13 protein-coding genes are annotated in these 14,123 nt (G+C 52.9%); 9 read left to right on the top strand and 4 right to left on the bottom strand.

Features of this window, described 5'->3' with window-relative positions; genetic code table 11:
* The 3 genes from gspM to CLC93_RS13355 all read left to right on the top strand — a co-directional run bounded on the left by gspM (position 1) and on the right by CLC93_RS13355 (position 1,780).
* Positions 1 to 471 (top strand): type II secretion system protein GspM, encoded by a 471-nt coding sequence (gspM, locus tag CLC93_RS13365; protein WP_095506482.1) that lies wholly within the window; start codon positions 1 to 3, stop codon positions 469 to 471.
* An 11-nt stretch (positions 472 to 482) separates the two neighbouring features.
* A complete protein-coding gene (locus CLC93_RS13360) occupies positions 483 to 1,244 on the top strand; it encodes a type II secretion system protein N (protein ID WP_095506481.1) in 762 nt (253 codons plus the stop codon).
* Between the two features lie 152 nt (positions 1,245 to 1,396).
* The gene (locus tag CLC93_RS13355) at positions 1,397 to 1,780 is read left to right on the top strand and encodes a hypothetical protein (protein WP_095506480.1); all 384 of its coding nucleotides are present in this window, start codon (positions 1,397 to 1,399) and stop codon (positions 1,778 to 1,780) included.
* A 68-nt stretch (positions 1,781 to 1,848) separates the two neighbouring features.
* On the opposite strand, the gene CLC93_RS13350 is transcribed toward CLC93_RS13355, so the two are convergent.
* Positions 1,849 to 3,117 (bottom strand): peptidoglycan DD-metalloendopeptidase family protein, encoded by a 1,269-nt coding sequence (locus tag CLC93_RS13350; RefSeq protein ID WP_095506479.1) that lies wholly within the window; start codon positions 3,115 to 3,117, stop codon positions 1,849 to 1,851.
* A gap of 217 nt (positions 3,118 to 3,334) precedes the next feature.
* Between CLC93_RS13350 and nudE the strand changes: the two genes are divergently transcribed.
* The 6 genes from nudE (at position 3,335) to CLC93_RS13320 (ending at position 10,617) form a co-directional block, all read left to right on the top strand.
* Entirely contained in the window at positions 3,335 to 3,904 is a 570-nt protein-coding gene (gene nudE / locus CLC93_RS13345; protein WP_095506478.1) for an ADP compounds hydrolase NudE, read from the top strand.
* A gap of 18 nt (positions 3,905 to 3,922) precedes the next feature.
* Positions 3,923 to 4,729, top strand: coding sequence for a 3'(2'),5'-bisphosphate nucleotidase CysQ (cysQ, locus tag CLC93_RS13340; protein ID WP_095506477.1), 807 nt, complete (start codon positions 3,923 to 3,925; stop codon positions 4,727 to 4,729).
* A gap of 237 nt (positions 4,730 to 4,966) precedes the next feature.
* The gene (gene xylB, locus CLC93_RS13335) at positions 4,967 to 6,436 is read left to right on the top strand and encodes a xylulokinase (protein ID WP_095506476.1); all 1,470 of its coding nucleotides are present in this window, start codon (positions 4,967 to 4,969) and stop codon (positions 6,434 to 6,436) included.
* On the top strand, positions 6,433 to 7,746 hold the full coding sequence (xylA, locus tag CLC93_RS13330; protein WP_095506475.1) for a xylose isomerase: 1,314 nt from the start codon (positions 6,433 to 6,435) through the stop codon (positions 7,744 to 7,746). Before xylB ends, xylA begins: the two co-directional genes overlap by 4 nt.
* A 143-nt stretch (positions 7,747 to 7,889) precedes the next feature.
* Entirely contained in the window at positions 7,890 to 8,924 is a 1,035-nt protein-coding gene (locus CLC93_RS13325; protein WP_095506474.1) for a LacI family DNA-binding transcriptional regulator, read from the top strand.
* A gap of 100 nt (positions 8,925 to 9,024) precedes the next feature.
* The gene (locus tag CLC93_RS13320) at positions 9,025 to 10,617 is read left to right on the top strand and encodes a glycoside hydrolase family 43 protein (RefSeq protein WP_095506473.1); all 1,593 of its coding nucleotides are present in this window, start codon (positions 9,025 to 9,027) and stop codon (positions 10,615 to 10,617) included.
* On the opposite strand, the gene CLC93_RS13315 is transcribed toward CLC93_RS13320, so the two are convergent.
* Genes CLC93_RS13315 through CLC93_RS13305 form a run of 3 tightly spaced genes read right to left on the bottom strand, consistent with a single transcriptional unit; the run spans position 10,614 to position 14,043 of the window.
* Positions 10,614 to 11,492: an aldose epimerase family protein gene (locus tag CLC93_RS13315; RefSeq protein WP_095506472.1), complete on the bottom strand. Its 879-nt coding sequence runs from the start codon at positions 11,490 to 11,492 to the stop codon at positions 10,614 to 10,616. The two genes, CLC93_RS13320 and CLC93_RS13315, sit on opposite strands and share 4 nt — an antisense overlap.
* The gene (locus tag CLC93_RS13310; protein WP_095506471.1) at positions 11,489 to 12,457 is read right to left on the bottom strand and encodes a Gfo/Idh/MocA family protein; all 969 of its coding nucleotides are present in this window, start codon (positions 12,455 to 12,457) and stop codon (positions 11,489 to 11,491) included. The genes CLC93_RS13315 and CLC93_RS13310 overlap by 4 nt, the downstream gene beginning before the upstream one ends.
* Complete coding sequence (locus CLC93_RS13305; protein ID WP_095506470.1) at positions 12,454 to 14,043, bottom strand: sugar porter family MFS transporter; 1,590 nt, start codon at positions 14,041 to 14,043, stop codon at positions 12,454 to 12,456. Before CLC93_RS13305 ends, CLC93_RS13310 begins: the two co-directional genes overlap by 4 nt.
* Positions 14,044 to 14,123: the final 80 nt, after the last annotated feature.

Here is a 14,123-nt window from a genome sequence, read left to right as displayed (position 1 = left end):
ATGCAGGAATGGTGGGAAAATCTGAACCAACGCGAGCGTCAAATTGTGGCCATCGCCGGTGCGCTGACCTTAGTTGCCATTTTTTACTGGGCAATTTGGTCGCCGATTGCAGATGCCAGAGACGAAGCGCAAAACCGTTACAAGGCGCAGTTGCGCACCCTAGCTCACGTGCAGCAAGTGGGCGATCGCATCGCCAGCTTGCGTGCCTCGGGAGCTGGCACTCAGTCCAGCTCGGGCAGCCTACAAAGTATCGTTAGTCGCAGCGCGCAAAACTACAAGCTCAATGTGACACGCTATAACCCAAGCAATAACAAGTTGCAGCTGAGCATGGAAGACGCGCCGTTTGAGAACATAGTCAACTGGCTGGTGTTGTTGGTGAATCAACACGGGGTTCAAATCGAGAACATTGAAGTCACCGAAACCGATGTTCCGGGCGTTGTACGAGTGCGTCGCCTGAGTCTGGCCAAATAGTGGGAATTCGAGTGTCCAAAGTTAAGATAATTATTCTAAGCGTGCTTTTATATCTGGTGTTCATGCTGGTGCTTTTGCCCGCACGCTTTGTTGCCCAACTGGCGCCACTGCCAAACAACGTCAGCTTGTCCGGCGTCACCGGTTCCTTATGGAATGGAGAGATAGGTCAGCTGAATATTGATGGTAAGCGCATCGAGTATTTGCGCTGGCAAATTCATACCTCCAAACTGCTGATGGGTAAGCTTGAAGCGGCAGTGCAGGTGGGCGATAGCCGTTCTTACCTGCACGGTAATGGCGAGCTGGGTTACGGCTTTTCTGGCGCGTTTGTCAATCAGCTAAAACTCACTGCAGATATCAGCTACTGGCTACCGGCCAACAGCCTGCCGATGCGCACCCAAGCCAGCGGTCAGGTCGATTTGTTGTTACGCGACGCGCAACAAGGACAACCTTGGTGTGAAACGCTGATGGGCTCGCTAGAGGTAGTTAACCTAGAAGCGGCTAATAATTTTGGCGATTTTGGTTTGGGCAACTTCAACTTAGGCTTGAGTTGCGACGCGGGTGAGCTAGTAGCAGTAGCAACGGAAGACAGCAATCAATTGGGAGTTCTGGGCCAGCTAAGGTTGTTAGAGGGTGGTAAGTACCAACTAACGGGCAGCGTGCGTCAGGTAGAAACCCAACCAAAAGAGTTGCAACAAGTGTTGAGCTTTTTGGGCCGACCGGATGCCAAAGGGCGCTATCCGCTTGAATTCTCGGGCACCATTCCCGGCTTGTAAGCCAGTGATTTATCGGTAAAGAGCGCCTTGTTAGGCGCTCTTTTTTTGGCTTGCGTCATCAACAACACACTTTTAACAACTGCTACACCACAGAGGAAATAGGGCGGCTTAGATAAAGTAGAACCATACTTTATTCGCCTCTGGATAGCGCCATGAAAACCAATAGTAATAAGCTGGTCTTTACCTTTGCCCCTGAACCTGTCGAAGCCAACTCAGACAATCTGGAAACCTTTGAGCCGGTTAAGCCGATCACTTTTGAAACTCAAAAGGTTGAGGCACTGAAAGAAGTGAATAAGGCCAAAGAATCCCGTCGTCACCAAGCCAAAAAGCACCACGACAGCAAGTTTGGCGTAGCCGAGCGCGATTGGCAGCATCAGCCGCGTAAGAATCCTAGCGAAATGCCAATTCAATTCAACGCCATGGCAGACAAGCCAGAGCCGATGAGCTTAGGTCGCAACCAATGTTTAAGCGGCAACAACAAGGTGGTGCAAGTGAAATATCGCAACCGCCGTCGCAGCTTACAGATGGAAGCTTAATCAAGCCGATCCCACAAAAAAATGCCAGTCAGTCGACTGGCATTTTTTTGTCTGAAATTCTTGGAATATTAGCTCAGGTCGAGCATCAGCTGGCGCGATTTAACCAACTCAAAGAATTCGGGCTTTTGCTTGGCGTCCAGCTCGGTAGAGCGAGGGAAGCTCGCTTTCATTGGGTCAACTGGACGACCGTTGACGTGAAGCTCGTAGTGCAAGTGCGCACCGGTTACACGGCCGGTGGCACCGGATCTGGCAATCGTCTGTCCCTGGCGTACGGTTTGACCGGGCGACACTGAAATCTTTGACAGGTGTAAGAAACGACTGCGGTAACGGTCACCGTGCTGAATGACCAAGTAGCGCCCGGCAAACTGGTGGTTGGCGACGGTTTTAACCACTCCATCCGCGGGAGCTATCAAACGAGTGCCGGTTGGGGTGGCGAAGTCGGTGCCATTGTGTGGCGTGGTGACTCCAGTGACCGGATGCTTGCGACGCGGATTAAAGTGCGAGCTGATGCGATAGTTGCCCTGAAACGGACGGGTCAAAAATCCCTGACCTAAGCCCTTGGCTTTATTGTCGTAAAAGTGGCCGTCGCTATGGCGGAACACCTCTAGCATCTGGTTGCCGCGGAAAAAGCGCACCGCCATGATGCGATGCTCGCCAGTGGCGACCCCTTCGAGATATTGGGCTTTGCGCAGTACCTGAAAGCGATCACCCTTGCGAATATTGCGACTGAAGTCGATTTTGTCGCGGTACAGGCTCTCAATTAACACCGCTTCACTGGCACTTAGGCCGGCGTTTTTAGCGGCGACGTAAAAGGAGCTGTGAATGGTGCCAGCCAGGACTCTTGGCTGCCAATTACCCTCGCGTTTGAACTCTTCATAGCTGAATTCATTGGCCGCGTTAAGGCTAAACACCACTTGATGGGCACGGGAGAATACCAGCTCTAATTGAGTTAATTCGCCGCGATCGTTTTTCCACAGTTTGAGCTCATGCCCCGGACGCAGTGTGTCCAAAGCCAGAATGGCGGCATCTGCTTGCATCACCTTGTGCAAGATCTGGCTCGACAGGCCAGCGCGTTTGAACAAGGCGCTGAGGTTATCACCGCGCTCAATGACAGTTTGCCACTGTGGTGAATCCACTTGTGCGCTGTCGGGCAGGGAAGCGGCCACGACGGGCATCGTCTTAGGTAGCGCTAGGGCTTGGCGCTTAGGCGCGAATTCCAACGGGCTTTGCAGGCTAATCCAGATTCCACTGAGCAGAAATGCGGTAGATACAGCCAATCGCTTTTTGGGAAGACTGTCTAACGAAACACTCTGTAGTTTGGAGCCAATTGCACGCACGCGCTTACCTCATATGAAATAGTGAGCGGTCACTATATATGAAGCCGGCCTAATATAAAGTGGCTTTTACCGAATTAAGGTGTGGCTAAGCCGTATTGTCGACTCGATCACCCTGTGGCAACTAAAAATTGACTAATAAATTGTCTGGTAATCCTATTCAAACCCTTGTTTGGTGAGATAAAGTAAAAATATTCACGCCTGAGGAAGTGGAAGCTTGATGAGCGACAACCGCAAAAAACCAGAGATATTGGAAGCCAAACTGGTCGCCCAAAGTCGGCTGTTTAAGATTGAGCAAGTTCATTTGCGCTTTGCCAACGGTGCCGAGCGCTTTTACGAGCGAATGCGCGGCAATCGATCCGGCGCGGTAATGATTGTCGCGCTGCAACAAGACGGCAGTGTATTACTGGCGCAAGAGTACTGCGCGGGTACCGACAGCTACGAATGGGGTTTCCCCAAGGGCTTAATTGACCCGGGCGAGAGCCCAGCGGAGGCGGCTAACCGAGAGCTGCAAGAAGAAATGGGCTTTGGCGCGAAGCGCTGGACCGAATTGAAGCAGGTAGCACTGGCACCCGGCTACTTTGCCAGCAAGATGCACATCTTTCTAGCAGAGGAGCTGTATTCGAGTTGGCTTGAAGGGGATGAGCCAGAGCCACTTGGGGTAAAAACCGTAGCTCGTGCGGACTGGGACCAACTTTTGGATCAGGATGACTTTATTGAGTCGCGCTCGGTGGCCGCACTTATGTTGGCCCAACGCGCATTGGCAAAACGCGCACTGGCAGAAGGTTAGTGCGGGGCGGAGGTAGCGATGCAGCCCAAAGACTTAGTTGAATCAGCCATTGAGATCGCCACTCACGCGGGCGGTCTGATTCGCGATATTTATCAATCTGGCAGTTTCTCCAAACTGACAAAATCCGACGAGACTCCGGTGACCTCGGCGGATTTGGCCGCTCATGAGTACATAGTTAATGCACTGAGGCAGCTCACTCCGACAACGCCAATTCTTTCGGAAGAAGATGCCAATGTTCCACTGCAAGAGCGCGGTCGCTGGTCCCGTTATTGGCTGGTAGACCCCTTAGACGGAACTCAGGAGTTTATCGCTGGCAGTGGCGATTTCGCTGTCAATATCGCGCTTATCGAAGACAATACTCCGGTGATGGGGGTGGTTTATGCCCCTATGACTAAAGCTTGCTATTTCGCGGTCAAAGGCCAAGGGGCTTTTAAGCGACTCGCAGGCGAAACCCAGCGCATTCGCACCAATAAAATAGACCCACAACAGCTGACCGAACTGCGCATGGCGGTCAGCCGTCGCCAAAAGACCGAGCGTTTATTGGCGCACTTAACGCCTGATTTGGAATATCAGCTAGAGCCTATGGGTAGCGCCGCCCTCAAGTCTTGCTGGATTGCTGAAGGCCAGGCCGATTGTTACATTCGCTTAGGACCAACCGGCGAGTGGGATACCGGTGCAACTCAATGCATTGTTGAACAAGCCGGTGGGCAGATACTGTCGCTGCAACTCGAACCTTTGAGTTATAACCAGCGCGAATCCTTAGAGAACCCGGACTTTGTGGTCCTAGGTGAGCCTCAACTCAACTGGGAAGATATTCTGCGTTAATTCCACTGACTTGTTTGCTGCAAATCCAACCGCTTTGACTATTCTTTTTAAGCCCAGCTAGCGAGCCTAGCTGGGCTTTTGACCATTTTTTAAGACCACTTGTGTGTATTTTGTTCATGTTACAACTTGCAATTAGAAATGTTAGCGGTAACATTGATTGATATTGGACCGCCAAAACGCTTTTTCACAACTCCAATTAGGCGGTGGTAAATCAGGGTCTCGCCAGAAGGAATGCCTGTGTACATTGGAATAGATTTAGGAACCTCAGGGGTTAAAGTACTGGTGTTGGACGACCAAGACCAAGTGGTTGCCAGCCAGTCTGAACCCTTGAGTGTCAGCCGGCCCCAGCCGCTGTGGTCAGAGCAAGACCCAGCCGACTGGTGGCAGGCAACCTGCACTGCACTGGATAAGCTCAAACTCGCCGGTGCTCTCACGCAAATCAAAGCCATTGGCCTGTCCGGCCAGATGCATGGTGCGACCTTACTCGACAATCAGGGCCAAGTGCTGCGCCCTGCAATCTTGTGGAACGACGGCCGCTGCCAGGCCGAATGCCAAGCGATTGAAGCTGCGGTGCCTAATAGTCGTGAGATTGGCGGTAATATCGTTATGCCGGGTTTCACCGCGCCTAAGCTGTTGTGGGTGAAAAACCACGAGCCGGAAATTTTCGATCAGGTAGCTATGGTGTTGCTGCCCAAGGATTACCTGCGTTATCGCTTGAGCGGCGATTACGCTTCTGACATGTCGGATAGCGCCGGCACCTTATGGCTGGATGTGGCCAAGCGCAGTTGGAGCCCAGAACTGCTGGCCGCCACAGGTCTTTCACAAAGCCAAATGCCAAAGCTGTTTGAAGGCAGTGAGATCACCGGTCATCTCAGCGAGTCGCTGGCACAGCGTTGGGGACTCGAGTGCGTGCCTATCGTTGCCGGTGGTGGCGACAACGCAGCAGGAGCGGTTGGTGTCGGTATAACCGAGCCAGGACAGGCCATGTTAAGTCTGGGTACCTCTGGGGTGTACTTCGTCGCCAGCGATGGCTTTCGTTCTAACCCCGACTCAGCACTGCACAGCTTCTGCCACGCGCTGCCTAACAGCTGGCACATGATGTCAGTGGTGCTTAGCGCTGCAGCCTGTTTGGAGTGGTGGGCTAAGGTCAATGGTCTGCCGGTAGTGGCTTTACTCGAAGAGCTGGCCGAGCACAGCGACGATTGCCAGCAAGACAGCTTGTATTTCTTGCCTTACCTCAGTGGTGAGCGCACTCCTCACAATGACCCACACGCCATGGGCCATTTTATTGGCCTAAACCACCAAACTAACCGCGCCATGATGACTCATGCCGTGTTGGAAGGGGTGGGTTATGCGCTCGCCGACGGTGCCGATGCACTGCATCAAACTGGCGTGGTACCAGAGCAAGTATCCCTGATTGGCGGTGGTGGCCAGAGCCCCTACTGGCGACAACTGCTGGCCAACATATTCAACCTACAGTTGGTGTTTCGCCAAGGCGGCGAAATGGGACCTGCGTTTGGCGCGGCCCGTTTGGCGCGTTTAGCCATTGAAACCGAGTTAAGTGTGCGCGAGGTGTGCCCAGTGCCGCCTATCGTTGCTACCCATCAACCTCAACCGAATCAAGTAAATCGCCATGCGCAGCGACGTCAGCGCTTTGGTGAACTCTATCGTGTATTAAAACCGCTTTTTTCCCAGGAGAACTCATGAGCGAACATTTTCCAGGCCTGAGTCAGGTCAAATACGAAGGTCCAGAGTCGACTAACCCGTTGGCCTACCGCTACTACGATGAAAATCGCGTGGTACTGGGCAAGACCATGAAAGAGCACCTGCGTTTTGCCGCCTGCTATTGGCACAACTTCTGCTGGAACGGCTTTGATATCTTTGGTGCGCCGACCTTTGATCGCAACTGGCACCAAGGCGACTTGATGACCCAAGCCAAGGCTAAAGCCGATGCGGCGTTTGAGTTTTTCACCAAGCTGGGTATTCCCTACTACTGCTTCCACGACGTGGACGTCGCACCTGAGGGCAATAGCATTGCTGAGTACTTGCGCAACTTTGCCGAGATGGAAGAAGTGCTGGCGCGCAAACAAGATGAAACCGGCGTAAAGCTGTTGTGGGGTACGGCCAACCTGTTTAGCAACAAGCGCTACATGGGTGGTGCAGCCACCAACCCAGATCCAGAAGTGTTTGCCTGGGGTGCGACTCAAGTGCGCACCGCATTGGAAGCGACTCACCGATTAGGCGGTGAAAACTACGTACTTTGGGGCGGTCGCGAAGGCTACGAAACCTTGCTTAACACAGACCTTAAGCGCGAGCGCGAGCAGTACGCCCGCTTCTTGCAAATGGTGGTTGAGCACAAGCACAAAATCGGCTTTGACGGCACCATTTTGATTGAGCCTAAGCCACAAGAGCCGACCAAGCATCAGTACGACTACGACACAGCGACCGTGTATGGCTTCTTGAAGCAGTACGGTTTGGAAAACGAAGTTCGCGTCAACATTGAAGCCAACCATGCCACCTTGGCGGGCCACTCTTTCCACCACGAAATTGCCACCGCCTTCTCGCTGGGCTTGTTCGGCTCAATTGATGCCAATCGCGGTGACCCTCAGTTGGGCTGGGATACCGACCAGTTCCCCAACAGTGTGGAAGAGATGACGCTTATCATGTTCGAAATTCTCAAAGGCGGCGGTTTCGCTAGCGGTGGCTTTAACTTCGATACCAAAATCCGCCGTCAGAGCATCGATCCTGTGGACTTGGCCCACGGCCATATTGGCGGCATGGACACCATCGCCTGTGCTTTGCTGAAAGCCGCTGAGCTTATCGAGCAGGGCGACTTAGTCGCCAATGTTGAAAAGCGCTACGGTGGTTGGAGCGGCGATTTGGGCCAAGGCATTCTTAGCGGCAAGTACGACTTGGCTAGCCTGGCCGACTATGCCACTAAAGCTGAGTTGGATCCTAAGCCGGTGACTGGTGCTCAAGAGCGCTTGGAAAACTATGTTAACCGCGTGATTTTCTAACCCGCTAAACCAGGATTGAGTTAGCCTGCTGATTGCGCGCAAATTGTACAAATTATAGTGCAAGCACTGGGCAAAATTGGTAGCGTTAACTCAATAATGTTACATCGCTTTGTTTTGTGGTGTTGTTTACAGGGAAGCTAACTATGTCTGAGCGTCGCCGAGCGACCATACAAGACGTCGCCGATCGCGCTGGCGTGTCAAAAATGACCGTATCACGGGTATTAAATGACGACCCTAAGGTCAGCGACAAAACCCGCCAAAAAGTTCAGCAAATTGCCAATGAACTGAACTACCGACCCAATGTGTCGGCGCGTCGTTTGGCCAGCTCTAAGTCCTACTTTATCGGCTTACTCTACGACAACCCTTCAGAAGGTTACATCAGCCAGTTTTTACTCGGTGCTCTTAAGAGCTGCCGGGCTAAGGGATACCACCTAGTGGTGGACGAGGCCTCTGGCGAGTCAGAACAACAGCTGCAAATCACCCGCTCACTGATCGAAGAAACCCGCGTGGACGGCGTCATTTTGTTGCCGCCTGTGTGCGATCAGCCAGAGGTGATTGAGGTGCTAAAAGAATCTGGTGTGCCTTTCATTCGAGTGGCGCCAGATACGCAACTCGACTGCTCGCCTTATGTTTGTATGGACGATTATCAGGCCGCCTTTGAGATGACTCAATTGCTTATCAATAAGGGGCATACAGAGATTGGCTTTATTATCGGTAACCCCAACCAAGGGGCCAGCCGATTGCGCTATCAAGGCTATATGGATGCGCTGCGCTCCAACAAGCTAGCAATAGTGCCCGAGACCATAGAGCAGGGCTACTTTACCTATAAGTCAGGGCTGAGCGCGGCCGAGAAAATCCTAACCTCGAGCAAGCGCCCAACGGCAGTGTTTGCCAGTAATGACGATATGGCAGCGGCGACTATCTCGGTGGCCAACCGCCTGCAGATCAAGGTGCCAGATGAGCTATCTGTGGTGGGTTACGACGATACTCACATTGCGCAAGCACTGTGGCCGCCGTTAACCACGGTACGCCAGCCGATAGCGGAAATGGCCAATCGCGCGGTGGAGTTACTGTCCTCAGGACAGGTCTCTAAAGAGCGCAAACCTAAGGCCAGCGAGTACCGTCAGGTGCTGGATTTTGAACTCAAATCCCGGGACTCAGTAATTTCCCCTACTTAAGTTTTTTACTGGTTTGACAGTCTTGTAGGGCAAGACTATGTTAACGCTAACATTATCAATGTGATCGCATGCGACAGCGGCGACACCCATTGGAGGCCAAGTGCAACAGTCTCAATTGAACCCTATTTTGCGGGGTTTTCACCCAGACCCAAGCATTGTTCGCGTTGGCGATGACTACTACATCGCGGTGTCGACGTTTGAGTGGTATCCAGGGGTGATGATTTATCATTCCACCGATTTGCAGAATTGGCGCTTGACCGCGCGTCCGCTCAATCGCAAAGCCCTGTTAGACATGACCGGCGAGCCCGATTCCTGCGGGGTTTGGGCGCCTTGCCTGAGCTATAGCGACGGTCGCTTCTACCTAGCCTACACTGACGTGAAGCGCTTTGACGGTAACTTTAAGGACACTCACAACTACCTCACCAGCTGCGATACTATCGATGGCCAGTGGGACGATCCGATATACATCAATTCCAGTGGCTTTGACCCATCCTTGTATCACGACAGAGACGGTCGCAAGTGGTGGCTGAACATGGTGTGGGACCACAGACCAGACCGCACTTTTTTCCAAGGTATTCGACTGCAAGAGTACTGTCCGAAACAGCAACGCTTGCTAGGGGAACCCGAGCTAATTTTCGAGGGTAGTGAGCTGGGCTTCACCGAAGGCCCGCACCTCTACTTTCACCAAGGCTATTACTACTTGCTCACCGCTGAGGGAGGCACGGGCTATGACCATGCTTGTACCATGGCGCGTTCAAAGCAGATTAACGGCCCATATCACTTAGACCCGAACGGTCCGATTGTGACCGCCAAAGACGACCGCGACCATCCATTGCAGCGCAACGGGCACGGTGGCCTGGTACAAAGCCCCGATGGCAACTGGTACTTAACTCACCTGACATCTCGACCGCTGGCCAATTGCCGCAGTCCACTAGGGCGTGAAACGGCCATTGAAGCGGTGGAGTTTACCGATGCCGGTTGGTTTCGATTAAAGGCCGGTGGGCATCTGCCCGAGCTGGTGCCGCAGGGCTTAAATGCGGTCAAACAAGACAACAGTGAGCGCTGTGAGTTTGACTCGCCTGAGTTACCTCAGAGCTTTCATTGGCTGCGCACACCACCGCCGTTGAATTGGCTAAGTCTTGAAGAGCGCCCGGGGTATTTGCGCTTAAAAGGTCGCGAGTCCTTGGGGTCTTGGTATCACTCGGCACTGGTGGCTCGTCGTCAACAGAGTCATTGCTTCAGCGCCACCACTCAACTGGAATTCCAGCCCGCTGACTTCCAACAGCAAGCGGGGTTGGTGTGCTACTACAACAGCACTAAGTTCCACTATCTGCACATCAGTCATGACCAACAGCTTGGGCGAGTGCTGGATGTGATGTCCTGTCTGGGGAAGCTGGACCAGCAGGCGGACTTCCCTCGGTTTAACAATCGGATTCAATTGCCCGAGTCAGGAGCTGTGTGGCTTCGCGCCACTGTGGTGATGGCCGAGTTGGTGTTTGACTATTCGTTGGACGGCGAGAATTGGCAGCTAGTGGCGACACTGGATTACAGTGTACTTTCTGATGAAGCTGGCAAAGGCGAAGGTGCAAACTTTACCGGAGCCTTTGTGGGTGTGTGTTGTCAGGACTTAGATGGTCGCATGCGTTACGCCGACTTTAGCTTCTTCGACTACCAAGAATACGCTGGCGATTAGGCCAGCGTTTGCACTCGATACTCTATGGTATGGCTGTAGCGCTCGCCTGCAGCCAGTAATCCACTCTGGTTTTGATTCGGTGCATTCGGCACCTGCTGCGGCTCCACACAAAGCCCTTGTCTGGGAGCAAAGGGCGCGCCTAAATGCTCGGTTTGGTAAAACTGATAGCCAGGTTGGTCGCTCCAAATCTCAAGCTGCAACGCGTTGGCTTGTGAGCTGATCTGGGCCATTTTCCAAAGCTCACCTGATTCATCACCAACCACGTGGTTATCCTCGGGCCAGGGCTTGGCTAACGGTAGACTTTTGCCATTGGGAATACCCTTTTCATCGTTGCACAACACACGCTCGCCAAATAATTGGGCTTGCTGATCTGTGCCTAAACAAAAGTAGCTGTGCTGAGTGATGGATACCGGAGTGGTTTTGTCAGTGGTCGCGCTAATTTCCGTGATCAGTCGCTCGTCTTTGGTAATCGTATATCGCACCTGAATCTCTAGATTGCCTGGGAACCCCATGTGTCCGTCGGCTAAACGGCAGCTCAACAGCACTGAGTGTGCCGTCTGTTCGACCACTTCGAAAATCTGTTTGTGCAGGCCATCGGTCCCGCCGTGCAGGCAGTTGTTGCCTTCGTTACAACTCAGAGGATACTCGACACCGTCAATAACCAAAGGTGAGCGAATGCGATTAGCGAATCGGCCAACTAAGGTGCCAATGAAATACGGGTCTTCAAGGTAGCCTTGCGGCTTGTGGTAGCTAAGTACTAAGGCTTGGACACCCGCTTGGCCGTGCCAATTGAGCTGTTGAATGATGCCACCTAGGCTCAAAATATCGGCGCTTAAGCGGCCGTTGCTGATGCTAACTTTGTGGATCTTACTCATTGTTGTTCGGCTATGATGGCATTGATGTCGGCAATTTCCGCTTGAAACGCGTGGGAGTCGGCTAAGCTGACGCGTTGGCTTTCTATGAGACCTGCGCGCAGGTCTTCACAAACCGCGGTCGCTTGATGCTGAAAACCGAAGCCCTCTCTGTGTTCTTCAAAATGCTCCACCATTTCGTCAAGATGGTAGAGCTCAGCGCGATGGGCTCGCCAAAAGTCAGGAATGGCGATATAGCCCTCGTCGCCAATGATGTAGGCCCAGTTTTGTTGCTTACAGCGAAAGCTGGTGGCCAAGCTTGCGTAGCAATCGCCGTAATCTTGCTGCCAAATGATGTCATCCGCAACGCCGTTGTCGGCATGCCTAGCCATCACTTGGCGCGCGTTGGGGGCCCGGCCGGTGAGCAACCAAGCCAGTGCTACCGGATAGATGCCCATCTCAAACAGGCTGCCGCCAGCCAACTCAGCGTCGTATTCGCGACGACGAGGATGGTATTCAATCGGGTATCCAAAGTCGGCTTTGATGTGCTTGATGGCGCCAATGCGCCCTTGAGCAATCCAGTCTTGTGCTTGACGGATGGCGGGTAAAAACCAGGTCCACATGCCTTCCATCAAGTAGCAGTTGTTTGCTTTGGCAATGTCCGCCAGCTGTTTACTTTGCTGCAGTGACACTGTCATTGGCTTTTCGCACAACACGTGCTTGCCGGCATTCAGCGCCGCACTGGCTTGCTCAAAGTGGCAGGTGTGCGGTGTGGCGATATAAATAATATCGACGTCTGCGTGCTGATAGAGGGCCTGATAACCCTCCAATGCTTGGGCGATGTTATGGCGTTCGGCAAAGTCTTGAGCGCTTTTGAGCGAACGCGCTGCCACCGCAGTGACCGCGCAACCCTCGACTCGCTGAAGATCTGAGACAAACTGCTCACTAATGCGACCGGCGCCTAAGATCCCCCAGCGAATGGTTTTCACGCTTTTACTCCTTGCGGCTCGGCTTCCGGCTCTTTACACAGCATGTCTTCTAGCTCTTCTAGGGACTTGCCGCGAGTTTCTGGCAGCATCTTGCTGACCACTACCAAGCCCACAAGCGCAAACAGTCCGTAGCACAAGAAGGTGGTGGCACTGCCCAAGTTGGCTAGCTGCCACGGGAAGAATTGTTGCACTAAGAAGCTAGAGCCCGAGTTAAACACCCCCACAAAGGCAATCGCTATGCCGCGAATGTGGTTCGGGAAAATCTCGGATAACAGCACCCACATGACAGGACCAAGAGATACCGCAAACGAGGCGACAAAGCCGGTGATGCCCGCCAGAATCAAAGTGGAGTTAAGGTTCGCCGCCGCTTGAATCAAAGCGCTTTCGTGGGCGCGGAAATCACTATCGCCAAGCAGGGCAATCAGCGCTTGTTTGTATTCAATGTCAGACTCAAACACGTGATTGACCAGAGGGTTTAGCAGCTCGCTATTTAGCGCTTGCGGCAGTTGTGCGATGACCTCTGGAGTCAGTACGTAAGTGCCCTGAGCAAAGCCATAGGCAATAATGCTCATGGAAACAAATACGCCAACCAGACCCATCAGCATAAGGGGCTTACGACCCAGACGGTCAATCAGCATGATAGCCACTACGGTGAAGATGACGTTGGTTAAGCCAATCCAAACCGCTTGGGCAAAGGCGGCATCAGTACCGACACCACTTTGCTCAAAAATGGTCGGTGCGTAGAAGAATACCGCATTAATCCCACTGAATTGCTGGATGATGCCCACCGCAAGACCCAACATCAGGGCGAGTCGCAAACGCGGGCTAAATAGCACCTTCAACTCGGCCAGCAAACCTTGTTTCTTACCCGCTGAGTGGCTTTGCAGTTGAGCCAGTTGCTCACTGATGGCGCTTGGTGACATTAGCTTGCCCAGCACGCGTTTGGCGTCGTCGATGCGACCTTTGACCACCAACCAACGAGGGCTTTCTTCAATGGTGAACAGCATCAATAAGTACAATGCCGCAGGCAGGGCTTCAAGGCCTAACATGTAGCGCCATACGTTGGTGTCCAGGCCGATGTTAGTGACCCAGTCAGCGCCACTTTGGCTGAGTTGCAAAATGGTGTAGTTGGCAAAATAAGCGGCGCTAAAGCCAATAACAATGCTCATTTGGTTGAAGGACACCATTTTTCCGCGAACTTTGGCGGGCGCCACTTCAGCGATGTAAATCGGTGCCACAATCAGCGAGGCAAATGCCAGACCGCCAATAAAGCGCGCAGTGGCTAATCCCGCGAAGCTGGTGGCAAAGGCACTGAATACCGCCGACACCAAATACAGGGCGGCAATGGTGATGAGAATTCGCTTGCGACCAAAGAAGTCTGTGGCATAGCCGATAAGCAGCGCAGCCAGCGCTGAGCCTGCGGTGGGAGCGCTTACAATCCAGCCCATTTCAAGGGTGCTTAGCTGGAATTCTTGAGACACAAAGCCGATAACCCCTGAGATTACCGAAGCGTCGAAGCCAAAAACGAAACCACCGAGGGACACGATTAAAGCCAGTTGATAACTGTATCTGGTCTGAGATTGCATTGAGTTGCCATTATTCTTGTTGTTAACGATAACACTTATGTCACTTTTTGGTTCAAATCACAAGCCGAAGCGAGTCAAAC

The sequence above is a fragment of the Paraferrimonas sedimenticola genome, from assembly GCF_002282855.1.
Lineage (GTDB): Bacteria > Pseudomonadota > Gammaproteobacteria > Enterobacterales > Shewanellaceae > Paraferrimonas > Paraferrimonas sedimenticola.
Note: the sequence above shows the minus strand (reverse complement) of the source record. Positions and strands in the feature narration are given on the sequence as shown.